Genomic DNA, 21,231 nt, shown 5'->3' on the forward strand with positions numbered 1-21,231 from the left:
AACGACATGAAGCAGACCTGGCGCTGGTATGGCCCTGACGATCCCGTTTCACTCGCCGATGCCCGACAGGCGGGCGCTACCGGCATTGTGACTGCCCTGCATCACATCCCTAACGGCGAGGTGTGGCCGGTGGAGGAGATTTTGCAGCGCAAAGCGATGATTGAGGCGGCCGGGCTGGTCTGGTCGGTAGTGGAGAGTGTGCCGATCCATGAGGAGATCAAAACCGGCAGCGGGCAGTGCCAGCAGTGGATCAGCAACTATCAGCAGTCGCTGCGCAATCTGGCGCAGTGCGGCATCCACACCGTGTGCTACAACTTCATGCCGATTCTGGACTGGACGCGCACCGATCTGGCGTTCGAGCTGCCGGATGGCGCGAAAGCGCTGCGCTTCGATCAGATTGAATTTGCGGTATTTGAGCTGCATATCCTGCAGCGCCAGGGCGCAGAAAATGATTACAGCGCTGACGAGATAGCCGAGGCCGCTGCGCGCTTCGCCAGCATGAGCGAAGAGCACAAGCTGCGGCTGACGCGTAACATCATCGCCGGATTACCTGGCGCGGAAGAGGGCTACACGCTGGCGCAGTTCCGTGCTCAGCTGGCGCGCTATGACGGCATCGACAAAGCCCGGCTGCGCGAGCACTTTGCCACGTTCTTGCGCGGCATTATCCCGGTCGCTGAAGAGGTCGGTATCCGCATGGCGGTACATCCGGACGATCCGCCGCGCCCGATCCTCGGCCTGCCGCGTATCGTCTCCAATGCCGACGATCTGCAGTGGATGATCGACACCATCGACAGTCCGGCCAACGGCTTCACGATGTGTACCGGCTCCTACGGCGTGCTGGCGGAAAATGATTTAGCCGGCATGGTGAAACGTTTTGGGCCGCGCATCTATTTTGCCCATCTGCGCTCAACCCGGCGTGAAGCCAACCCCAAAACTTTCTACGAAGCCGCGCACCTTGGCGGTGATGTCGATATGTTTGCGGTGATCAAAGCGATTGCCGAAGAGGAGCAGCGCCGTCGTAATGCGGGGCAGGAAGACCTGATCCCGATGCGGCCCGACCACGGGCATCAGATGCTGGACGATCTACATAAGGAAACTAACCCGGGTTATTCCGCGATTGGCCGGCTGAAAGGTCTGGCTGAGATTCGTGGCGTTGAGCTGGCGATACACCGCGCCTTTTTCTGACGCTGGTCGCCCTGTACCGCTTGCCCGGCGGACGCGCAGTCGCGCCGGACACTGAGGAGTTCACATGCAACACAACCTTGCCGACGCCAGCATTAAAGTGGCGCGGCCCGCATGGCAGCAGCAGCGGCTGGTGCCGCGCATCGTGCACATCGGCTGCGGCGCGTTTCATCGCGCGCACCAGGCGCTCTATCAGCACCATCTGCTGGAGATAAGCGACAGCGACTGGGGCATTTGCGAGGTCAACCTGATGTCGGCCAGCGGCAGAAAGCTGGTGGAACAATTGCGCGAGCAGAATTTGCTCTACAGCGTCACCGAGCAAGGTGCGACGCGTCATGACGTCAAAATCATTGGTTCCGTGCATTCAGCGCTGCACCCGGCGCTGGACGGTTGTGACGGCATTCTTAACGCGCTTGCCCGCGCGGAAACCGCCATCGTCTCGCTGACGATAACCGAAAAAGGCTATTGCACTCATGGCGCAACCGGCGAACTGGACAGCACCCATCCGCTGATCGTGCACGATCTGGCCCATCCCCGGCAGCCGAAATCCGCCATTGGCTTTATCGTTGAGGCGCTGCGCTTGCGGCGTGAAGCCGGGTTAGCGCCTTTTACCGTGCTGTCATGCGACAATCTGCGTGATAACGGCCACGTCGCGCGGGCTGCGGTCATCGGTCTGGCACAACGGCAGGATGCGGCGCTGGCGGCATGGATTGAGCAACAGGTTACATTTCCCTGCACCATGGTTGACCGCATCGTGCCGGCCGTGACGGAAGAGACGCAGCGCGAGATTACCGGGCTGCTGGGCATCGCCGATCCCTGCGGTGTCGCCTGCGAACCGTTTCGTCAGTGGGTGATTGAAGATAACTTCGTGGCGGGACGTCCCGACTGGCAGCGCGTTGGTGCGCAATTTGTTCGGGATGTCGCCCCCTACGAGTTGATGAAACTGCGTCTGCTGAATGGCACGCACTCGTTTCTGGCGTATCTTGGCTACCTCGGCGGTTGTGAAACTATCGCTGATACCATGCAGCTGCCCGCTTACCGTCAGGCCGCGCTGTCGCTGATGCTGACTGAACAGCGTGCCACGCTAACGATGCCAGCAGGCAGCAATCTCAACGCGTATGCGCATCAACTGCTTGAGCGCTTCAGTAATCCGTCGCTGCGCCATCGCACGGCGCAAATTGCCAGCGATGGCAGTCAGAAACTGCCACAGCGCATGCTGGATTCGCTGCGTTATCATCTGCACCACGGCAGTGACTGCCGGCATCTGCTGCTCGGCATCGCGGGCTGGATGCGTTATATCCTCGGCGAAGACGAAAAGGGCGAGCGCTACCCGGTGGCTGACCCGCTGGTCGCTAAGTTTGAGCGGATTAATCAGCAGTTCCCTTCAGGGCCCGCCCGCGTGCAGGCGCTGCTGGGCATTAACGAGATTTTCGCGGACGACTTACCCGCCAATCCGGCCTTTGTTGCCGCCCTGCAACACACCTATGACCGCCTGTGCCAGCAGGGTGCCAGAGCCGCGGTTGCATCCCTCAATCCGGAGGCCAAATGAAGCGTTTTATGGATGACGATTTTCTGTTGCACAGCGAGGTGGCGCGTCGCCTGTATCACGACGTGGCGGCGCAGATGCCGATCTATGATTACCACTGCCACCTCAATCCGCAGGAGATTGCAGAAGACCGACAGTTTGCCAACCTCGGGCAAATCTGGCTGGAGGGCGATCACTACAAATGGCGCGCACTGCGCGCGGCGGGTGTAGAGGAATCATTGATCACCGGTAACACTACCAGCGATTACGATAAATATCTGGCCTGGGCGCAGACCGTGCCAAAAACGCTCGGCAATCCGCTCTATCACTGGACGCATCTGGAGCTGCGCCGGCCGTTTGGTATCACAGACACGCTGTTTGGACCAGAAACCGCACCACGCATCTGGCATGAGTGTGCGGAGAAGCTGGCCACGCCTGAATTTTCCGCGCGCGGCATCATGCGCCAGATGAACGTGCGTATGGTGGGCACCACTGACGATCCGATCGACTCCCTGCAGTACCATCGTCAGATAGCTGAAGACAGCAGCTTTGATATTGAGGTGGCACCGAGCTGGCGTCCGGACCGGGTGTTCAAGATTGAACTGGAAGGATTCACCGATTACCTGACCCGGCTGGAAGCCGCCGCAGATGTCAGTATCGACAGCTTTGATGCGCTGCGTGTGGCGTTACTGCGCCGACTGGACCACTTTTCCGCCCATGGCTGCCGTGCCGCCGACCACGGCATTGAAACCCTGCGCTATGCTGCGGTGCCAGCCGACAGCGTGCTGGATGGCATTCTCGCCAGACGCCGCAGCAATGCGGCGCTGAGCGAGCTGGAGATTGCGCAGTTCAGTACCGCTGTGCTGGTGTGGCTGGGCGCGGAGTATGCCCGCCGTGGCTGGGCGATGCAGTTACATATCGGTGCGATCCGCAATAACAGCACGCGCATGTTCCGTCAGCTCGGCCCGGACAGCGGTTTCGACTCCATCGGCGACCATCCTGTTGCCTGGCCGCTGGCGCGCCTGCTGGACGCGATGGACACCAATGACCAGCTGCCAAAAACCATTCTTTACTGCCTCAATCCGCGTGACAACGAAGTGCTGGCTACCATGGCGGGTAACTTTCAGGGCGCAGGGATGGCGGGCAAGATGCAGTTCGGCTCTGGCTGGTGGTTCAACGATCAGCGTGACGGCATGCTGCGGCAACTGGAGCAGCTGGCGCAGATGGGGCTGCTCAGTCAGTTCGTTGGCATGCTGACCGATTCGCGCAGTTTTCTCTCCTATACGCGGCACGAATACTTCCGCCGCATTCTGTGTAATCTGTTTGGCGAGTGGGTGCGTGACGGCATTGTGCCGCACGATGAAGCTGCGCTGGGCGCGATGTTGCAGGATATCTGCTTCCATAACGCCCGACGCTACTTCAGCCTTAACCCACGGTGAAAATCACGCCCTGTGTTATAGTGCAGGGTAGAAAATTTGGCGGCCTAATGTCTGAACCAGCAGAAAAGAGCGTTATGAAACCACAAGCTTCAGCACAGCGACCCTATCAGGAAGTGGGCGAGATGCTTCGCAACATGATTACGCAGAAACAGTACGCGATTGGCGAGCGATTGCCGCCAGAGCGTGAACTGGCGATGCTGCTGAACGTTACGCGCACGCTGGTGCGTGAGGCGCTGATTATGCTGGAGCTGGAAGGGTTAATTGAAGTGCGGCGTGGCGCAGGCATTTACGTGATCAACGACACGCCGGCACCGCGTGCCGCTGCGCAAACCGCCTGCAATGCGGCCGGGCCGTTTGAGATGCTGCAGGCCCGCCAGCTGCTGGAGAGTAATATCGCCGAATTCGCTGCGTTACAGGCGACGCGTGAAGACATTATCAAAATGCGCCAGGCGCTGGCGCTGGAAGAGCGCGAACTGGCGTCAGGCGCGGTGAACGACAGTGAAAACGGCGATCGTAATTTTCATCTGGCGATTGCCGAAGCCACGCACAACAGCATGCTGGTGGAGCTGTTCAAACAATCCTGGCAGTGGCGGGAAGACAATGTGATGTGGAGCCAGCTGCACCGGCATCTGATCAACACCAACTACCGCAAAAAGTGGCTCGACGATCATAAAAAGATCCTCGCCGCCTTAATCAAGAAAGACGCGCGCGCCGCGAAACAGGCGATGTGGCAGCACCTGGAAAACGTCAAGCAGCTGCTGCTGGAGTTCTCCGATGTGGATGATATTGATTTCGACGGCTACCTGTTTGAGTCATGGCCGCTGTATGCCACTAACGGATCGGATAATTAGCCTGGCGTAGCTGCTTCAGTAATCATTCGCGCGGCCGCGTTGCTGCCATTCAGTCAATGAAACCGCAATTCGCACAATAGCCGGAGCGGCGCGATTCATCGCCTTGCGTGGGGTTTATTTACCGGGCTCATGAGATTGTTTGAAGCCTGATGGGACATCAGCTTGCCGAGCCAGAAGGGAACGTGATGTTGGTTCAAAGCTTTGATATACTCTTGAGGCTATGGTGTCTTACGCAACTGCACTGATGTAGAGAGGGCTTAATGACCAACAACAGAAAAAAAGCGCATTCAGGTTATGCTAAACCTTCTCGCTCCGACATCATTCGCTCAGTAGCGACGTCAACGGCTGTTGAAACCGGCCAGTCTTCAGCTAGCGTCGAGGCTTCACTGGAAGCCGCGCGCAAAAAATTCGCGCATCTTCGCCTGGCTTAGTGCCTTCTCAATGCCCGACTGACCCAGTATTTCATTGGCGCGTAGTCCATTGACATACCAGCATGAATAGCCGAAATATACTGGGTTTTATTCTGCTCCCAGCTTTGATAATCCAGCGGTTTGTATCCTCCCTGAACCGCCATGACATCCGCTAACAGCCGCGACAAACGTCCGTTTCCTTCTCTGAAGGGATGTATAAGTATCAGCTCGACATGGGTAACGGCGATAGCAATGATGAGTTCTTCTTCTTCCATGACGTTACAGGGCGTGTAATGGGCAAGATACTTGTTGTATTCGTTCAGCAGTTTTGGCAATTGTGCTGAAGGCGCAAACATAAAACCACCCTTGCTAATATTGACCGTTCTCTCTTGTCCAGCCCATTCGTAGATGTTACCCAGCCAGCGGCGATGCCAGCTTTTTAGTAGCGCGACGTTAAGTTTCCCTTCGGGAAAGTTTTCTTCAAAAACTGACTGGTAGAGTTGTTCTAACAGAACAAGTTCTGCCTCGTTCATCTCAGTGGAATCGGTGAGCCCCAGCTTATTGGCCATGACCTGCTCGCCTGAGTCTTTTTCAAACTTACCTTCACTGCCAGCAACATGGTATCGGCTCATGAGTGCGCTCTGTAATAATGACAAACGAAGCGTAAGTATATTTAGGTCCATCAGGTTTATCAGCCAATCCTGCCTCGAAACCTTTCGTTCATCAGGATAAGTTAAATTGCTGTATATCCAGGGAGTACCGTTGGTTGCAGCCAGGCTGTACCTCAATAGCATCAGCCCGGTTGCCCGTTTCGATCAAACAGGTAATGTGGTTCGGTAAGGGGAGCTATAAGTAGCGCTGCAGCCGAGATTTTGACCAGCCGCCGTAAAGAGTGCGATGTGACTGGCGCTGGCAATTTATCCCCGCCCGTAAAAAGCATGTAATAAAAAATCCACGCAATTGCGTGGATTTTATAGTTATTGCGCTCTTGATGAGGCTCGGTGAAACCTCATGAGACAACACATTTTATTTAGACGTTAAACAGGAAGTTCATCACATCGCCATCTTTCACGATGTACTCTTTACCTTCTGAACGCATTTTGCCGGCTTCTTTCGCGCCTTGTTCACCTTTGTATGTGATGAAATCTTCGAACGCGATGGTCTGAGCGCGGATAAAGCCTTTTTCGAAGTCGGTGTGGATTTTACCGGCTGCCTGCGGTGCGGTCGCGCCAACCGGGATGGTCCAGGCACGCACTTCTTTCACGCCTGCGGTGAAGTAAGTCTGCAGGTTGAGCAGGGCATAACCGGCGCGGATCACGCGGTTGAGGCCCGGCTCTTCCAGGCCCAGTTCGGCCATGAATTCGTCGCGCTCTTCATCTTCCAGCTCGGCGATGTCCGATTCCACTGCCGCACAGACCGGCACCACCACTGAGCCTTCGGCTTCAGCAATGGCGCGCACCTGGTCGAGATACGGGTTGTTCTCGAAACCGTCTTCATTGACGTTGGCGATGTACATGGTCGGCTTCAGCGTCAGAAAGCTGAGATAACGGATGGCTGCTTTCTCATCGGCGTCCAGCGCCAGCGAGCGCAGCATACCGGCGTTTTCCAGATGCGGCAGGCACTTCTCCAGCGCGGCCAGTTCCGCCTTAGCATCTTTGTCGCCGCCTTTGGCTTTCTTCTGGCAGCGCTGAATGGCACGTTCGCAGGTGTCGAGATCCGACAGCGCCAGCTCGGTGTTGATGACATCAATATCTTCTGCCGGGTTTACTTTACCGGAGACGTGGATGATGTTGTCGTTTTCAAAGCAGCGTACCACGTGGCCGATGGCTTCAGTTTCGCGGATGTTAGTCAGGAACTGGTTGCCCAGGCCTTCACCTTTCGACGCACCTTTTACCAGACCAGCAATGTCCACGAACTCCATGGTGGTCGGCACCACGCGCTGTGGCTTAACAATCTCGCTCAGCTGATCGAGGCGCAGGTCAGGCATCGGCACCACGCCGGTGTTGGGTTCGATGGTGCAGAACGGAAAGTTGGCTGCTTCGATACCCGCTTTGGTCAGCGCGTTGAACAGGGTGGATTTACCGACGTTCGGCAGGCCCACAATACCGCATTTAAATCCCATGATCTTACCTTTCTCACTGAGTGTGCAGCGCTGGCAGACAGCGCCGACTGATTCAAAAATTTTCGCGCATTATACACAGAATTCCCTGCGGCGGCGCGGGAATTGGCTTAGCTGGCTTTGAAGGCGTGCAGGCGGTTCATCGCCTTAATCTTATCTTCTTTTAGCCACAGTTCGGTGCAGCGCACCGCTTCATCGACCGCCTCGTCAATCAGCTTCTGCTCGCTGGCCGGTGCCTTGCCGAGCACAAATCCGGTGACCTTGTTACGATCGCCCGGATGGCCGATACCGACGCGCAGGCGATGAAAATTGTTGTTATTACCGAGCTTGCTGATGATGTCTTTCAGGCCATTATGACCGCCATGGCCGCCGCCCTGTTTGAATTTCGCCACGCCCGGCGGCAGGTCCATTTCATCGTGTGCCACCAGAATCTCTTCCGGCGTAATGCGATAGAACGTTGCCATCGCCGCCACCGCTTTGCCGCTCAGGTTCATAAAGGTGGTGGGCACCAGCAGGCGCACATCCTCGCTGGCCAGCGACAGGCGCGCGGTGTAGCCGAAAAACTTCGGCTCCTCTTTGAGGGACTGATTATGGCGCGAGCAAAGTAAATCCACATACCAGGCGCCAGCGTTATGGCGCGTTGCCGCGTATTCAGCGCCGGGATTGGCCAGCCCCACAATCAGTTTAATGCTGCTCACGATGTTTATCCTGTCTCGCTGCGAAAGGGCGATAGTTTACTGCCTGCCGGCGGGGATGACAAAGGGCGCAATGACAGATTAATGACCAAAGGTGACTAATCAATTTCTATCGAAATCAAGGTGCTGGCGGTAAAGTTTTGTCAGACATTGTGAAGGATGTGTGATCCTGTACGCATCTTAACCGCCAGCCATTGCCTAAACTTATGGCCAGTTAACCAAACGTGCTGTTTTCTGCGTTGCTGAAAAGGATGGAGGTGAATCATGAAACGTCAACACTGCCGCACCGTCGGTAATGGTTTGATGTGTCTCGGCTTGTTAACCATGGTGCTCGGGGTGGGGTATTCCATCATTAACCAGCTACCGTCGGTCAACCTGCCACAGTTCCTCGCGCATGGAGCGATGTTCAGTATTTTCGTGGGTGCGCTACTGTGGCTGGTCGGCGCACGCGTCAGCGGGCGGGAGAGGGTGGAAGACCGCTATTACTGGCTGCGTCACTACGGTGACAAACGCTGCCGTCGCGATCACCACTCAACGCACTAACCGGCTTCCGCCATTGCCGCCTGCGGCGTCTGATAACCTTCGACGCGGTTACGTCCGGCGGCTTTAGCGCGATACAAGGCTTCATCAGCCAGCGCCAGCAGGGCGGGAAACGCCTGATGCCGCTGGCTGGCAGTGGCAAAGCCAATGCTCACCGTATAGCCGATGTCGTTGGGTAGCGACAGCTGTGTCGCCAGCCGGATACGCTCACATATGCGCTGCGCCTGCTCACTGTCGCCAGGAAGCAACGCGGCAAACTCCTCACCGCCCAGCCGGGCAAACTGACCTTCAACCGGCATTAACGCTTTTACCACCTGACAAAAATCGACCAGCACCCGATCCCCCTGCTGATGGCCATAGCGATCGTTGATGCTTTTGAAATGATCGAGGTCGAATAGCACAGCACTGTAAATATAAGGCTGCGGCAAACGTGCGTGGCGCAGCAGCAGTTTTTCTGCGGCTTCAAACAGTGCGCGCCGGTTCCAGACGCCGGTAAGCGGATCGTGCAGCGACGCCAGCTTATGGGCGATCTGCGTACGCTCATTGACCATCGCCAGAATGGTGAAGGTCAGGCCGATGACGAAGAGGATCGACTCCAGAATCACATACACCGAAAAGCCGGAACCGCCAATGGCACCCGGAACGGGGGTGGCCACCGCATCGTCAAGGAAAATGCGCGCCATATGGAACAGTAAGTGGATCCACAGCAGTATCTGCGCGGGCCAGAAAGTGACGGTCAGCGTGGCGCGTGCCTGCCACAGCAGACGAATCAGCGCGGCAGTAAAGATGATGCACAGCAGGCACATGACCAGCACGCGTTTCGGCTGGCCGTGATAGAACTGCGGAAAGGCACAAAGCAGGGCCCACAGTAGCGCGCCGGTGATCCAGCAAAAACCGAGCGGAAGGCGGCAAAAAGTACGAAAGGCGTTGAGCAGGGTGCCGTAGGCCAGCAGCATGATGACATTCCCGACCGCCACCGGCAAAAAGTGCAAACCGGCGCTGCGCAGGCTGCTGAGCAGCACGGCGGCAAGCGTCAGTATTAGCGTCAGGGTGGTAAAACCCAGCACCCGGTCGTACTGCGCCCCGACCCAGGCAAAAATCAAAATAATGCTCAGAAACCCCAGCACGTAGAGCTCGCAAATAAACAACGTATAAATGTCGAGTGGCATGGTGGTCGGAGTTCTCAGCAAAAGTGTGGTGAAAAATATCACTAATCACTGGACCGCTAAAGCCCGGATGCGCTTGTCTGATAAAAAGAGTGGAAGGCGGGGAGATTGGTGGATTTTGAGGCCATTTATCGCGCAAATAGTGGCGGCGGAAGCGGCTTTATCGGGATGTTACTCCGCCCACAGGCAATAAAAAACCGGGCAGGGCGCCCGGTTTTTCGCGAACAATTAATGTTCGAACATCGCCGAAATCGATTCTTCGTTGCTGATACGACGAATGGCTTCGGCCAGCATGCCAGACAGCGTCAGCGTACGCACATTTGGCAGCGACTTCATCTCTTCCGACAGCGGAATAGTGTCGCAAACAATCACCTGATCAATCACTGATTTGCGCAGATTTTCCACCGCGTTGCCAGAGAAGATTGGGTGGGTGGCGTAAGCGAACACGCGTTTCGCGCCGCGCTCTTTCAGTGCTTCAGCCGCTTTGCACAGCGTACCGCCGGTGTCGATCATATCGTCGACCAGTACGCAGTCACGACCGGCAACGTCACCGATGATGTGCATCACCTGCGACACGTTCGCACGCGGGCGACGTTTGTCGATGATGGCCATGTCGGTGTCGTTGAGCAGTTTGGCGATAGCGCGAGCGCGCACTACGCCACCGATGTCCGGCGAAACCACAATCGGGTTTTCCAGACCAATCTGCAGCATATCTTCCAGCAGAATCGGGCTACCGAACACGTTATCCACCGGGACATCAAAGAAGCCCTGGATCTGTTCAGCGTGCAGGTCAACCGTCAGTACACGGTCCACGCCGACGCTGGAGAGGAAATCAGCCACAACTTTGGCGGTAATTGGCACGCGGGCAGAACGCACGCGGCGGTCCTGACGGGCATAGCCAAAGTAAGGGATTACAGCAGTAATACGACCAGCAGAAGCCCGACGCAGTGCGTCGACCATCACAACCAGCTCCATCAAGTTATCATTGGTGGGGGCACAGGTGGACTGGATGATGAAAATATCACCACCGCGTACATTTTCATTAATCTGTACACTTACTTCGCCATCGCTGAAACGGCCGACAGCGGCGTCTCCGAGGCTGGTGTAAAGGCGGTTGGCAATACGTTGTGCTAGTTCCGGGGTGGCGTTACCAGCAAATAGCTTCATATCAGGCACGAGAAGAACCTCAGGCTTGGCGTCCAGAGAATGAACCGCTCAAAAATAACCGGCGAATACATTTGAGCCTGTTCATACGGGTGTGTTAATGCGTCACGTGCAGTGTCTGGAACAGGGTGACACTGTCACGTTTACGCTTAGAGCCCGGAAAGGGTACGCTGTAACGGCGAGAGATTAAGCCCACGCGCCACAAATCCGCACATCCATTTCGGGGCAAGCTCCAGCACCTGACGAGCAGCGGACTCGGTGTCAAATTCAGCAAACACACAAGCGCCGGTCCCTGTCAGGCGCGACGGCGCGTATTCTAGCAGCCAGGAAAGCAGCGCATCAACCTCACGAAAACGTTTTCTTGCTACCGCTTCACAATCATTGTGAAAAGGACGCTGCAACAGTTCATCTAATGTGCGTATTGGTGAATCGCGCGTCAGTTCAGGATCGCGAAACAGATCCGGGGTAGCGATGCTGACACCAGGATGCGCCACCAGATACCATTTTTCCGCAGGATTTGCGGGCTGCAATTGCTCGCCGACCCCTTCGGCAAACGCCGCGTGGCCGCGCACGAATACCGGCACATCGGCACCGAGACGCAGGCCAAGCGTAGCCAGCTCATCCACGCTGAGCTGGGTGCGCCACAGATGGTTCAGCGCCACCAGCACCGTCGCTGCATCAGACGAGCCACCGCCCAGACCACCGCCCATCGGCAGGCGCTTCTCCAGCGCGATCCGGGCACCGGCCTGCGGCGGCAGCGTGCCTTTGTCCGCCGCTGCGGCGCGCAGCGCCAGCGCCGCCCGCACGATCAGGTTGTCTTCATCGGCCACACCGTCGAGCGGCGTCAGCAGGGTGATACTGCCGCTGTGATCCGGGGTAATCTCCAGGGTGTCGCCAACATCGAGAAACTGAAACAGCGTCTGCAAATTGTGGTAGCCGTCTGCACGACGGCCGGTAATGTAGAGAAACAGGTTGAGCTTTGCCGGCGCGGGCCAGGTGGTGATCATTGTGTGGTCCAGCTATCCATGCGCAGTTTGATGCGCTGACCGCCTTCGGTCAGTTCGAGGTTGGCCGGCAGCGGCGGGTTCACCTTGCTGTCGTAATCGCTGATAGTCACCTTCCACTGCTGGCCGTTGCGGCTGTAGGTCAGGCTTTGCAGCTGATAATTATTGTTCAGCTGGTAGTCGCTGGCGTCGCCTGGCAGCCCCATCATCCACTGACGCAGGTTCGCCAGCGGAATATCCATGCCGGTGAGCTGGGAAATCATCTTCTCCGCGTCGTTGCTGACGTAGCGTTTGCCTTTGTTATCGACAATCTGCACCACCGAACCCTGCGCGTCGAGCTGCAGTTCTGTGCTGCCGAGCGGGTTAGTCAGCAGCAGACGGTAACGGTCTGCGGCTGTTTGCTGCCAGTTGAAGCGGGCGTAAACCTTCTGCTTATCCGACAGATAGGCAAAAGCGCCGCGCGTCTGGTACTGGGTAATTTTCGCTACCGCCTGCTGGTGTTGCTGCCACTGCGGTGATGTCGTGCTGGGACCGGGACCTTGCTGGGGTTTATTGATGCTACAGGCAGCCAGCAACACGCTGGCAAGGGGCAAAAGGCGCAACAGCTGGCGCGGGGGCAAATGCATCACGTGGTCGTCTCCTCAGACACGTTTTTACGTCGTAACCGGTAACGCTAACCATCCGTCTCTGTGCCGTCAATGGCGATGTCAGGATAATTGCGCACGATCAGTTTAATCTTATTACAGTCATAGGCTTTGTATGGCTTTTCTTGATCTGTTGCATCTTGTAGAATGCGCAGCACAAAACCTGACAATTATTGGGACTTCCCAACCCGAATTACCATGACGCTGCTTGCTCTCGGAATCAACCACAAAACCGCTCCTGTTGCGCTGCGCGAACGTGTGTCGTTCACGCCAGACACGCTGGACCAGGCGCTGAACAGCTTGCTGTCTCAGCCGATGGTGCAGAGCGGGGTGGTGCTTTCTACCTGTAACCGGACGGAACTCTACCTCAGCGTAGAGCAGCAGACCGATCTGCAGGAGCAGCTGGTGCGCTGGTTGTGCGAGTATCACGACTTACGTGAAGATGACGTGCGCAACAGCCTGTACTGGCATCAGGACAACGCGGCGGTCAGCCACCTGATGCGCGTGGCCAGCGGACTCGACTCGCTGGTGCTGGGCGAGCCACAGATTCTCGGTCAGGTCAAAAAAGCCCATGCTGACTCCTCGCGCGACCATGCGCTGAGCAGCGAGCTGGAACGCATGTTCCAGAAAACCTTCTCGGTGGCCAAGCGCGTGCGCACCGAAACCGAAATCGGCGCCAGCGCGGTGTCGGTCGCCTTTGCTGCCTGCTCCTTAGCCCGTCAGATTTTCGAATCACTCAGCAGCGTTAACGTGCTGCTGGTTGGTGCCGGTGAAACCATCGAACTGGTGGCGCGTCACCTGCGCGAACACAGCGTGCGTAAACTGATGATCGCCAACCGCACGCGCGAACGCGCGCAGCTGCTGGCGGACGAAGTGGGTGCCGAAGTGATCGGTCTCGCCGATATCGAAACCCGTCTGGCCGATGCTGATATCATTATCTCCTCCACCGCCAGTCCGCTGCCGATTATTGGCAAAGGCATGGTGGAACGGGCGCTGAAGGCGCGCCGCAACCAGCCCATGCTACTGGTCGATATCGCCGTGCCGCGCGATGTTGAGCCGGAAGTGGGCAAGCTGGCTAACGCCTACCTGTACAGCGTGGATGATCTGCAGGCGATCATCGAGCAGAACATGGCGCAGCGCAAAGCAGCGGCGGTGCAGGCGGAAAGCATTGTGGTGCAGGAGAGCGGTGAATTCATGGCCTGGCTGCGCGCGCAAAGCGCCGGTGAGACCATCCGCGAATACCGCGCGCAGGCCGATGACGTGCGTGCCGAGCTGCAGGATCGCGCGCTGGCGGCGTTGCGTCAGGGTGCTGACGCCGAAAAAGTCTTACAGGAGCTGGCACACAAGCTCACCAACCGTTTAATTCATGCACCAACCAAATCACTGCAGCAGGCCGCGCGCGACGGCGACAGCGAACGCCTGCAGATCTTACGTGACAGCCTCGGTTTAGAGTAATCTGGTCTGTCACGACCTATCACTGGGATACCCTCTATTAGATGAAGAGCTCGATTGTTGCCAAGCTGGAAGCGCTGCAGGAACGCCATGAAGAAGTTGAAGCGTTACTGGGCGATGCCGGCGTAATTGGCGATCAGGACCGTTTCCGCGCGTTATCACGTGAATATGCCCAGCTGAGCGACGTCACCCGTTGTTTCCGCGAATGGCAGCAGGTGCAGGAAGATGTCGAGACGGCTGAAATGCTGCTCGACGATGCGGAAATGCGCGACATGGCGCAGGAAGAGTTAAAGCTGTCACGCGACAAGCGCGAGGTGCTGGAACAGCAACTTCAGGTGCTGCTGCTGCCGAAAGATCCCGACGATGAACGTCCGTGCTTTATCGAAGTGCGCGCCGGCACCGGTGGCGACGAAGCGGCGATTTTCGCCGGCGATCTGTTCCGCATGTACAGCCGCTATGCCGAAGCGCGTCGCTGGCAGGTGGAGATCATGAGCGCCAACGATGGCGAGCATGGCGGCTACAAAGAAGTGATTGCGCGTATCACCGGTGACGGGGCTTACGGTCGCATGAAGTTTGAATCCGGCGGTCATCGCGTGCAGCGCGTGCCGGAAACCGAATCGCAGGGGCGCATTCACACTTCCGCCTGTACCGTGGCGGTGATGCCGGAGCTGCCGGAAGCCGAGCTGCCGGACATCAATCCGGGCGATCTGAAAATCGACACTTTCCGCTCTTCCGGCGCGGGCGGTCAGCACGTTAACACCACCGATTCGGCGATCCGTATCACCCACCTGCCAACCGGCATCGTGGTGGAGTGCCAGGATGAGCGCTCGCAGCACAAAAACAAAGCCAAAGCGCTGGCGGTGCTGGGCGCACGTATTCACGCGGCGGAAATGGCGAAGCGCCAGGCGGCGGAAGCCTCAACGCGGCGTAACCTGCTGGGCAGCGGCGACCGTTCCGACCGAATCCGTACCTATAACTTCCCGCAGGGGCGCGTCACCGATCACCGCATCAACCTGACGCTCTACCGCCTCGACGAAACCATGGAAGGCAAGCTGGATACGCTGATCGAGCCGATTGTGCAGGAGTATCAGGCTGACCAGCTGGCCGCACTGGCCGGGCAGGAGTGATGAACGTCCGGCGCTGGCTGCAGCAGGCGCAGGCTGCGTTGTGCGGAGGCGATAGCCCGAAGCGCGACGCGGAGATTCTGCTGGGTTTTGTCACCGGCAAGTCGCGCAGCTGGCTGGTTGCGTTTGATGACAGCCCGCTTGATGATGCGCAACTGGCGCAGCTGGAGACGTTACTGGCACGCCGCGTGCGCGGTGAGCCGATTGCGCATCTGGTGGGCGAACGCGAGTTCTGGTCGCTGCCGCTGCGCGTCAGTGATGCCACGCTGATTCCGCGTCCGGATACCGAAGTGCTGGTAGAGCAGGCGCTGCTGCGGCTGCCCGCGACGCCGTCCGAGGTGCTCGATCTTGGTACCGGCACCGGCGCCATTGCGCTGGCGCTGGCCAGCGAGCGGCCCGATTGTCAGATTACCGGCTGCGACCGCATCGCCGCCGCGGTTGCGCTGGCGCAGGACAACGCCCAGCGCCTGCACCTCACCAACGCCGGATTTGTGCTCAGCCACTGGTTCGAAGATCTGCCCGCCCAACGTTTCGATCTGATTGTCAGCAATCCGCCTTACATTGATGCCGCCGATGAACATCTGCAGCAGGGCGACGTGCGTTTTGAGCCGCTCAGCGCGCTGGTAGCGGAAGAGGCTGGGCTGGCCGATTTACGATTAATCATTGAACGCGCGCCGCACTGGTTGCAGCCGCAGGGTTGGCTGCTGCTGGAACACGGCTGGCAGCAGGGCGAGGCTGTACGCGCGCTGCTGACCCATCACGGTTTCCTGGCGGTCACCACCGTTGAGGATTACGGCGGCAATCCGCGCGTCACTCTTGGACAACTTACTTAAGGAAGCACTATGGCCAGCTGGTATCCGCTGATTAAAAATTTCCATCTGCTGACAGTCGCGATCACCATCACACTGTTTCTGCTGCGTTTTTACTGGCTGACCACCGGATCTGCCCTGCTGCAGCGCCGCTGGGTGCGCATTGCGCCGCACGTCAACGATACATTCCTGCTGCTCAGCGGTGCACTGCTGGTGCTGATTACCCACTTTTATCCGTTTACCCCACAAGGAAGCTGGCTGACGGAGAAGCTGTTAGCGGTTATCATCTACATCGCCTTAGGTTCCGTGGCATTGAGTCGTCGCCCGCGCAGCATGGCGACCCGCTGGGTCGCCTGTTTAGTCGCCGTGGTCGCATTGTTGCTGGTGATTAAACTGGCGATGACCAAAATGCCGTTATTGGGGATAGTATGACCTCGCCAGTGCAACTTGATTACAGTGAAACACCGTTAAGTGAAGCGGTGATCGGCGCGACCTGCGCCATACGCAATGATTTTTCCGCGCCTTCCGTCCAGCAGCAGCTGGCTGACCTGGTTGAAGAGGCGCGGCGCTATGTCAGTAGCGAACAGGATGCGGATCTGCAGCTGGAGAAGCTGCTCGATCTGTTTTACCAGCAGTGGGGCTTTGGCGGTGCCAGCGGCGTCTACAATCTGTCAGACGCGCTGTGGATCGATAAAGTGCTGAAGAGCCGGCAGGGAACGGCGGTATCACTCGGCGTGATTCTGCTGCACATTGCGGATGAGCTAGAGCTGCCGCTGATGCCGGTGATTTTCCCGACGCAGCTTATTCTGCGTGCCGACTGGCTCGACGGTGAAATGTGGCTGATCAATCCGTTTAACGGTGAAACGCTCGACACCCATACGCTGGAAGTGTGGCTGAAGGGCAACATCAGCCCGACGGCAAAGCTCTATTCTGACGACCTCGATGAAGCGAAAACCGTCAGCGTGATGCGCAAAATGCTCGACACGCTGAAAGCGGCGCTGATGGATGAGAAGCAGATGGAGCTGGCGCTCAACGTCAGCCAGGTGCTATTGCAAATCGACCCGGACGATCCCTATGAGATTCGCGACCGCGGTTTGATTTACGCCCAGCTGGAGTGCGAGCATATCGCACTGACCGATTTGACCTATTTCGTTGAACAGTGTCCTGAAGACCCGGTTAGCGAGATGATTAAAGTGCAGATCCACGCAATTGAACAGAAACAGGTGACGCTGCACTAAGCGTCCCCCGACATTTAAGGAAAGGGCATGACACAGAAAGTAGTGAGTATCGGCGATATCAAGGTCGCAAACGATCTGCCATTTGTTCTCTTCGGCGGCATGAACGTGCTGGAATCCCAGGATCTCGCCATGCGCATCTGCGAACATTACGTGAAGGTAACCGACAAGCTCGGCATTCCGTATGTGTTCAAAGCCTCTTTTGACAAAGCCAACCGCTCTTCCATCAAGTCTTACCGTGGTCCTGGCCTCGACGAAGGCATGAAAATTTTCCAGGCGCTGAAGCAGGCGTTCGGCGTGAAAATTATCACTGACGTGCACGAAAGCTGGCAGGCGCAGCCGGTCGCCGACGTGGTGGATGTGATTCAGCTGCCGGCCTTCCTGGCGCGTCAGACCGATCTGGTGGAAGCGATGGCGAAAACCGGTGCCGTGATCAACGTGAAGAAGCCGCAGTTCGTCAGCCCGGGCCAGATGGGCAATATCGTCGATAAGTTTGCCGAAGGTGGCAACGACAAGGTGATTCTGTGCGATCGCGGCAGCAACTTCGGGTATGACAACCTGGTGGTTGATATGCTCGGTTTCAATGTGATGAAGAAAGTCACTAACAACAGCCCGGTGATTTTTGACGTTACCCATGCGCTGCAGACGCGCGATCCGTTTGGCGCGGCCTCTGGTGGTCGTCGTGCGCAGGTTGCCGAACTGGCGCGTGCGGGCATGGCGGTAGGTATCGCCGGTCTGTTCATCGAAGCGCACCCGGAGCCGAACAGCGCCAAATGCGACGGCCCGTCCGCGCTGCCGCTCGATAAGCTGGAACCGTTCCTGGCGCAGATGAAAGCGATTGACGATCTGGTTAAAAGTTTTCCGGAGCTGGATACCAGTAACTGATTGTTATCAATCAGCAAGATGACGTTGCAATCATCCCCGTCATTGAGCCGTTAGGATACCTCTATCCAGGTGCGCATAAATGCGCACCCTACATTGTACGGTCGCCGTTCATGACGACCGATTCACCTGATGCACATGAATGCGCGCCCAGCGTTGTTGGGTCGCCATTTATGGCGGCCGTTTCACCTGATGCACATGAATGCGCACCCTACATTGTACGGTCGCCGTTCATGACGACCGATTCACCTGATGCACATGAATGCGCGCCCAGCGTTGTTGGGTCGCCATTTATGGCGACCGTTTCACCTGATGCACATGAATGCGCACCCTGCGCTGTAGGGTCGCCATTTATGGCGACCGTATCACCCGTATACCCACTTCAACATCACAGCATAATCGTCAGCAGATAGCCGGCAAACAGGGCCAGATGCGCTGCGCCGTTGAGCACGTTGGTGCGGCCAGTGGAGAACGAGATGTGGCACAAAATCAGCACCGCGCTCATCACCACCATATGCGGCGGCTCAAGGCCGAAAATCAATTGCTGACCGGTCAGGGTGGCGATAATGGTCACCGTCGGCACCGTCAATGAAATGGTGGCCAGCACCGAACCGAAAAACAGGTTCATCGCGCGCTGCACCTGATTCATCAGCACCGCCTTGATTGCGCCCAGACCTTCCGGCGACAGAATCAGCAGCGCGACGAGGAAACCGGTAAACTGCTCCGGCGCGTTCATTTCAGTGAGCAGCATTTCCAGTGAGTTGGCGTTCATCTTGGTCACGCTGATCACCGCAATCAGATGCACAATCAGCCACGCGGTGTGCCACAGCGAGCTGTGCGCGGAAGGCTTACCGTGATGCGGGTCGCCATCATCGCTCTCGTCTTCATGCTCGTAAACAAACAGGCTCTGGTGGGTTTTGGTCTGAATCAGCAGGAACACGCCGTACATCGCCGCAGAGATCGCAGCAATGATCAGCGCCTGCGCGGTAGTGAAATTGCCGCCGGGCAGGGCATTGGGAAACACCAGCACCAGAATCGCCAGCGGGAAAATGGCGATCATGTACTGCTTCACGCCGGCCAGGTTAACGTACTGGGTGGCAAATTTACGCCCGCCTAGCAGCAGGGCACAGCCCACCAGTCCGGCGGTAACGATCATGATGATGGAGTAGAGCGTATCGCGCATCAGCGCGGGCGCTGCATCGCCGGTCGCCATCAGCGCCGAAATCAGGCTCACTTCCAGAATTACCACGGACAGGCTGAGAATCAGCGAGCCGTAGGGTTCACCTAACCGGTGCGCCAGAACGTCGGCGTGACGTACTACGCTGAAGGCGCTGCTTAAAATCGCTACCAGCGCCAGCAGATTGATGCCAATTACCGGCAGAAGCGCTGTCTGGCCGCCAAAAAAGCTCAGCACCGCCAGCGCCAGAATCGGGAAAATCAGCGAATACTCGCTGTGTCGGGTCTTCTCATGTCCAGCCATGCGCCATCCTCTTCGGCAAAAAGAACAAAAACAGGCAATTGCTGCCTGATAAATATAGTGACTCATCTGACGAAGCGCAGTGTAACTTTTCACCACTGCTGACGCAGATTTTTTACGCGTTTTTACTTTTTGTCATTTTTGCCTGAACGAAGCGAAATTAGCGCTAATCAGCGGATTAACCCTTTTCATCAGCAGGTTAATAGTGCGTGTTTCGCATCTATCCTGCGTGAATCGAGGAAGAACAGAACTGAATCATCTGGCCTTATCCCCACTATCAGCCTTATTTGCTGGCAGAAGTATGAAATAGCAGGTTTGCGTTTTTGCCGTTCTCTTCCAGACTTATACAGGGAACCTGAAACAGGAGGAACTATGCCTTATTCATCGAACCGGGAACTGCCGGACAGCGTGCGCCACGTGCTGCCGGGCCATGCGCAAACCATCTACCAAAAGGCGTTTAACAGCGCCTGGGATCAGTATAAAGATGAAGATGATCGTCGCGGTGATGAATCGCGCGAGCAGGTGGCACACAAAGTCGCCTGGGCGGCGGTCAAAAAAGAGTACGCCAAAGGCGAGGACGACAAGTGGCATCCTAAACACTAGCTCCCGCGCGGGCCACTGCGGCCCGCTTCACACTTCTCCGCGCTTCGTTCAAGAATCCTGCCAGGCAGCCGATGCTATTTACAGATAATTTCCCCTTTGTGATCGGGGTCAATCTTGAAACGTTTATGGCAAATGCATTACTGTCTTGTCTTAAGTCGACGCCGCGTGCGCCGCCTGTAAAATCGCAGATTCAGGGAGCCATAACGACAGGAAGGTCAGCGCAGTAGAGGAGATCGCAGTGTTAACCCGGGAATTCTTACTAAAAGCGGATTGCAAAACTTCATTTGGTGATATTGACGAAGCGCTGCTGTGGAGCTGTGAGAAGCGCGCGGCGTCGCTCTGCGCCACGCTTGCCTGTCGTCCCGATCAAAGCCCGGTGTGGATCTTCGGCTACGGTTCCCTGATGTGGAACCCGGTTTTTGAAGCGGAAGAGGTGGCGACCGGACGGCTTGAGGGCTGGCATCGTGCTTTTTGCCTGCGGCTGACCGCCGGACGCGGCACCGTTGCCGCACCGGGACGGATGCTGGCGCTGAAAGAGGGCGGTTCTACCAGTGGTCTGGCGTTTCGCCTGCCGGAAGCGCGCCTGCATGAAGAGCTTGAGCTGCTGTGGAAACGGGAAATGATCACCGGCTGCTATCTGCCCACCTGGTGTGAACTGACTCTGGAGGATGGCCGCACGGTTACGGCGCTGGTGTTTATCATGGATCCGCGTCATCCGCTGTATGAAGCCGACTCCTGCCGCAGTACCATTGCTCCGCTGATCGCTCAGGCCAGCGGCCCGCTCGGCAGCAACGCGCAGTATCTGTTCTCGCTGGAACAGGAGCTGGGCAAACGCGGCATGCAGGAAGAAGCGTTAACGCGCCTTGCGGCCGAAGTGCGCGCGCTGCAGCAGAGCGCCGCGCGCGGCTAA

22 protein-coding genes are annotated in these 21,231 nt (G+C 57.3%); 14 read left to right on the top strand and 8 right to left on the bottom strand.

The annotated features are described in order from the left end of the window. The first annotated feature begins 6 nt into the window (after positions 1-6). The 5 genes from uxuA to E7738_RS03545 all read left to right on the top strand — a co-directional run bounded on the left by uxuA (position 7) and on the right by E7738_RS03545 (position 5,428). Positions 7-1,185: a mannonate dehydratase gene (gene uxuA / locus E7738_RS03525; protein ID WP_394516106.1), complete on the top strand. Its 1,179-nt coding sequence runs from the start codon at positions 7-9 to the stop codon at positions 1,183-1,185. A gap of 64 nt (positions 1,186-1,249) precedes the next feature. After that, positions 1,250-2,731, top strand: a complete 1,482-nt coding sequence (locus tag E7738_RS03530) for a fructuronate reductase (RefSeq protein ID WP_394516107.1) — start codon at positions 1,250-1,252, stop codon at positions 2,729-2,731. Next, positions 2,728-4,146 carry a glucuronate isomerase gene (gene uxaC, locus E7738_RS03535; RefSeq protein WP_394516108.1) on the top strand — a complete coding sequence of 473 codons (1,419 nt, stop codon included), beginning with the start codon at positions 2,728-2,730 and terminating at the stop codon, positions 4,144-4,146. The genes E7738_RS03530 and uxaC overlap by 4 nt, the downstream gene beginning before the upstream one ends. Positions 4,147-4,220: 74 nt before the next feature. Next, positions 4,221-4,997, top strand: coding sequence for a Uxu operon transcriptional regulator (gene uxuR, locus E7738_RS03540; RefSeq protein WP_031280188.1), 777 nt, complete (start codon positions 4,221-4,223; stop codon positions 4,995-4,997). 260 nt (positions 4,998-5,257) lie between these two features. Beyond that, the gene (locus E7738_RS03545) at positions 5,258-5,428 is read left to right on the top strand and encodes a hypothetical protein (protein WP_260640202.1); all 171 of its coding nucleotides are present in this window, start codon (positions 5,258-5,260) and stop codon (positions 5,426-5,428) included. On the opposite strand, the gene E7738_RS03550 is transcribed toward E7738_RS03545, so the two are convergent. The 3 genes from E7738_RS03550 to pth all read right to left on the bottom strand — a co-directional run bounded on the left by E7738_RS03550 (position 5,425) and on the right by pth (position 8,224). Next, positions 5,425-6,039, bottom strand: coding sequence for a Fic/DOC family protein (locus tag E7738_RS03550; RefSeq protein ID WP_058757532.1), 615 nt, complete (start codon positions 6,037-6,039; stop codon positions 5,425-5,427). The genes E7738_RS03545 and E7738_RS03550 overlap by 4 nt on opposite strands. A gap of 398 nt (positions 6,040-6,437) precedes the next feature. Beyond that, entirely contained in the window at positions 6,438-7,529 is a 1,092-nt protein-coding gene (gene ychF / locus E7738_RS03555) for a redox-regulated ATPase YchF (RefSeq protein WP_021509931.1), read from the bottom strand. Positions 7,530-7,636: 107 nt separating this feature from the next. After that, on the bottom strand, positions 7,637-8,224 hold the full coding sequence (gene pth / locus E7738_RS03560; protein ID WP_394516109.1) for an aminoacyl-tRNA hydrolase: 588 nt from the start codon (positions 8,222-8,224) through the stop codon (positions 7,637-7,639). A 261-nt stretch (positions 8,225-8,485) separates the two neighbouring features. Between pth and ychH the strand changes: the two genes are divergently transcribed. After that, a complete protein-coding gene (ychH, locus tag E7738_RS03565) occupies positions 8,486-8,764 on the top strand; it encodes a stress-induced protein YchH (protein ID WP_021509933.1) in 279 nt (92 codons plus the stop codon). Here ychH and E7738_RS03570 read toward each other — a convergent pair. The 4 genes from E7738_RS03570 to lolB form a co-directional block, all read right to left on the bottom strand. After that, complete coding sequence (locus E7738_RS03570; protein WP_058771205.1) at positions 8,761-9,930, bottom strand: GGDEF domain-containing protein; 1,170 nt, start codon at positions 9,928-9,930, stop codon at positions 8,761-8,763. The two genes, ychH and E7738_RS03570, sit on opposite strands and share 4 nt — an antisense overlap. Before the next feature lie 225 nt (positions 9,931-10,155). Beyond that, positions 10,156-11,103: a ribose-phosphate diphosphokinase gene (gene prs / locus E7738_RS03575; protein ID WP_006118899.1), complete on the bottom strand. Its 948-nt coding sequence runs from the start codon at positions 11,101-11,103 to the stop codon at positions 10,156-10,158. 137 nt (positions 11,104-11,240) lie between these two features. After that, positions 11,241-12,098 (bottom strand): 4-(cytidine 5'-diphospho)-2-C-methyl-D-erythritol kinase, encoded by an 858-nt coding sequence (gene ispE / locus E7738_RS03580; RefSeq protein WP_058771206.1) that lies wholly within the window; start codon positions 12,096-12,098, stop codon positions 11,241-11,243. Then, a complete protein-coding gene (lolB, locus tag E7738_RS03585) occupies positions 12,095-12,721 on the bottom strand; it encodes a lipoprotein insertase outer membrane protein LolB (RefSeq protein ID WP_058757488.1) in 627 nt (208 codons plus the stop codon). The genes ispE and lolB overlap by 4 nt, the downstream gene beginning before the upstream one ends. Before the next feature lie 216 nt (positions 12,722-12,937). On the opposite strand from lolB, the gene hemA reads away from it, so the two are divergent. From hemA to kdsA, 6 genes are read left to right on the top strand one after another with little or no spacing between them, the layout of a single operon-like run. Beyond that, positions 12,938-14,194 (top strand): glutamyl-tRNA reductase, encoded by a 1,257-nt coding sequence (hemA, locus tag E7738_RS03590; protein ID WP_394516110.1) that lies wholly within the window; start codon positions 12,938-12,940, stop codon positions 14,192-14,194. A gap of 41 nt (positions 14,195-14,235) precedes the next feature. After that, positions 14,236-15,318 carry a peptide chain release factor 1 gene (prfA, locus tag E7738_RS03595; RefSeq protein WP_058780680.1) on the top strand — a complete coding sequence of 361 codons (1,083 nt, stop codon included), beginning with the start codon at positions 14,236-14,238 and terminating at the stop codon, positions 15,316-15,318. Further along, entirely contained in the window at positions 15,318-16,148 is an 831-nt protein-coding gene (prmC, locus tag E7738_RS03600; RefSeq protein ID WP_127834222.1) for a peptide chain release factor N(5)-glutamine methyltransferase, read from the top strand. Before prfA ends, prmC begins: the two co-directional genes overlap by 1 nt. A gap of 9 nt (positions 16,149-16,157) precedes the next feature. Next, a complete protein-coding gene (locus E7738_RS03605) occupies positions 16,158-16,556 on the top strand; it encodes a SirB2 family protein (protein ID WP_021509942.1) in 399 nt (132 codons plus the stop codon). Beyond that, positions 16,553-17,362 (top strand): invasion regulator SirB1, encoded by an 810-nt coding sequence (gene sirB1, locus E7738_RS03610; RefSeq protein WP_021509943.1) that lies wholly within the window; start codon positions 16,553-16,555, stop codon positions 17,360-17,362. The genes E7738_RS03605 and sirB1 overlap by 4 nt, the downstream gene beginning before the upstream one ends. A gap of 27 nt (positions 17,363-17,389) precedes the next feature. Further along, positions 17,390-18,244, top strand: coding sequence for a 3-deoxy-8-phosphooctulonate synthase (gene kdsA, locus E7738_RS03615; protein WP_021509944.1), 855 nt, complete (start codon positions 17,390-17,392; stop codon positions 18,242-18,244). Between the two features lie 385 nt (positions 18,245-18,629). On the opposite strand, the gene chaA is transcribed toward kdsA, so the two are convergent. Beyond that, complete coding sequence (gene chaA / locus E7738_RS03620; protein ID WP_021508693.1) at positions 18,630-19,721, bottom strand: sodium-potassium/proton antiporter ChaA; 1,092 nt, start codon at positions 19,719-19,721, stop codon at positions 18,630-18,632. 369 nt (positions 19,722-20,090) lie between these two features. On the opposite strand from chaA, the gene chaB reads away from it, so the two are divergent. Then, a complete protein-coding gene (gene chaB, locus E7738_RS03625; protein WP_021313035.1) occupies positions 20,091-20,321 on the top strand; it encodes a putative cation transport regulator ChaB in 231 nt (76 codons plus the stop codon). Positions 20,322-20,559: 238 nt separating this feature from the next. Then, positions 20,560-21,231 carry a gamma-glutamylcyclotransferase gene (locus E7738_RS03630; RefSeq protein ID WP_021508695.1) on the top strand — a complete coding sequence of 224 codons (672 nt, stop codon included), beginning with the start codon at positions 20,560-20,562 and terminating at the stop codon, positions 21,229-21,231.

The sequence above is a fragment of the Pantoea sp. SGAir0430 genome (genome assembly GCF_043549295.1).

Coding starts and splice junctions, on each gene's coding strand:
- kdsA (WP_021509944.1), top strand. CDS start 17,390: ATGACACAGAAAGTAGTGAGTATCGGCGATATCAAGGTCGCAAACGAT.
- hemA (WP_394516110.1), top strand. CDS start 12,938: ATGACGCTGCTTGCTCTCGGAATCAACCACAAAACCGCTCCTGTTGCG.
- uxaC (WP_394516108.1), top strand. CDS start 2,728: ATGAAGCGTTTTATGGATGACGATTTTCTGTTGCACAGCGAGGTGGCG.
- E7738_RS03605 (WP_021509942.1), top strand. CDS start 16,158: ATGGCCAGCTGGTATCCGCTGATTAAAAATTTCCATCTGCTGACAGTC.
- E7738_RS03550 (WP_058757532.1), bottom strand. CDS start 6,039: ATGAGCCGATACCATGTTGCTGGCAGTGAAGGTAAGTTTGAAAAAGAC.
- ispE (WP_058771206.1), bottom strand. CDS start 12,098: ATGATCACCACCTGGCCCGCGCCGGCAAAGCTCAACCTGTTTCTCTAC.
- chaB (WP_021313035.1), top strand. CDS start 20,091: ATGCCTTATTCATCGAACCGGGAACTGCCGGACAGCGTGCGCCACGTG.
- E7738_RS03570 (WP_058771205.1), bottom strand. CDS start 9,930: ATGCCACTCGACATTTATACGTTGTTTATTTGCGAGCTCTACGTGCTG.
- uxuA (WP_394516106.1), top strand. CDS start 7: ATGAAGCAGACCTGGCGCTGGTATGGCCCTGACGATCCCGTTTCACTC.
- ychF (WP_021509931.1), bottom strand. CDS start 7,529: ATGGGATTTAAATGCGGTATTGTGGGCCTGCCGAACGTCGGTAAATCC.
- E7738_RS03545 (WP_260640202.1), top strand. CDS start 5,258: ATGACCAACAACAGAAAAAAAGCGCATTCAGGTTATGCTAAACCTTCT.
- chaA (WP_021508693.1), bottom strand. CDS start 19,721: ATGGCTGGACATGAGAAGACCCGACACAGCGAGTATTCGCTGATTTTC.
- prmC (WP_127834222.1), top strand. CDS start 15,318: ATGAACGTCCGGCGCTGGCTGCAGCAGGCGCAGGCTGCGTTGTGCGGA.
- lolB (WP_058757488.1), bottom strand. CDS start 12,721: ATGCATTTGCCCCCGCGCCAGCTGTTGCGCCTTTTGCCCCTTGCCAGC.
- E7738_RS03530 (WP_394516107.1), top strand. CDS start 1,250: ATGCAACACAACCTTGCCGACGCCAGCATTAAAGTGGCGCGGCCCGCA.
- ychH (WP_021509933.1), top strand. CDS start 8,486: ATGAAACGTCAACACTGCCGCACCGTCGGTAATGGTTTGATGTGTCTC.
- prfA (WP_058780680.1), top strand. CDS start 14,236: ATGAAGAGCTCGATTGTTGCCAAGCTGGAAGCGCTGCAGGAACGCCAT.
- uxuR (WP_031280188.1), top strand. CDS start 4,221: ATGAAACCACAAGCTTCAGCACAGCGACCCTATCAGGAAGTGGGCGAG.
- sirB1 (WP_021509943.1), top strand. CDS start 16,553: ATGACCTCGCCAGTGCAACTTGATTACAGTGAAACACCGTTAAGTGAA.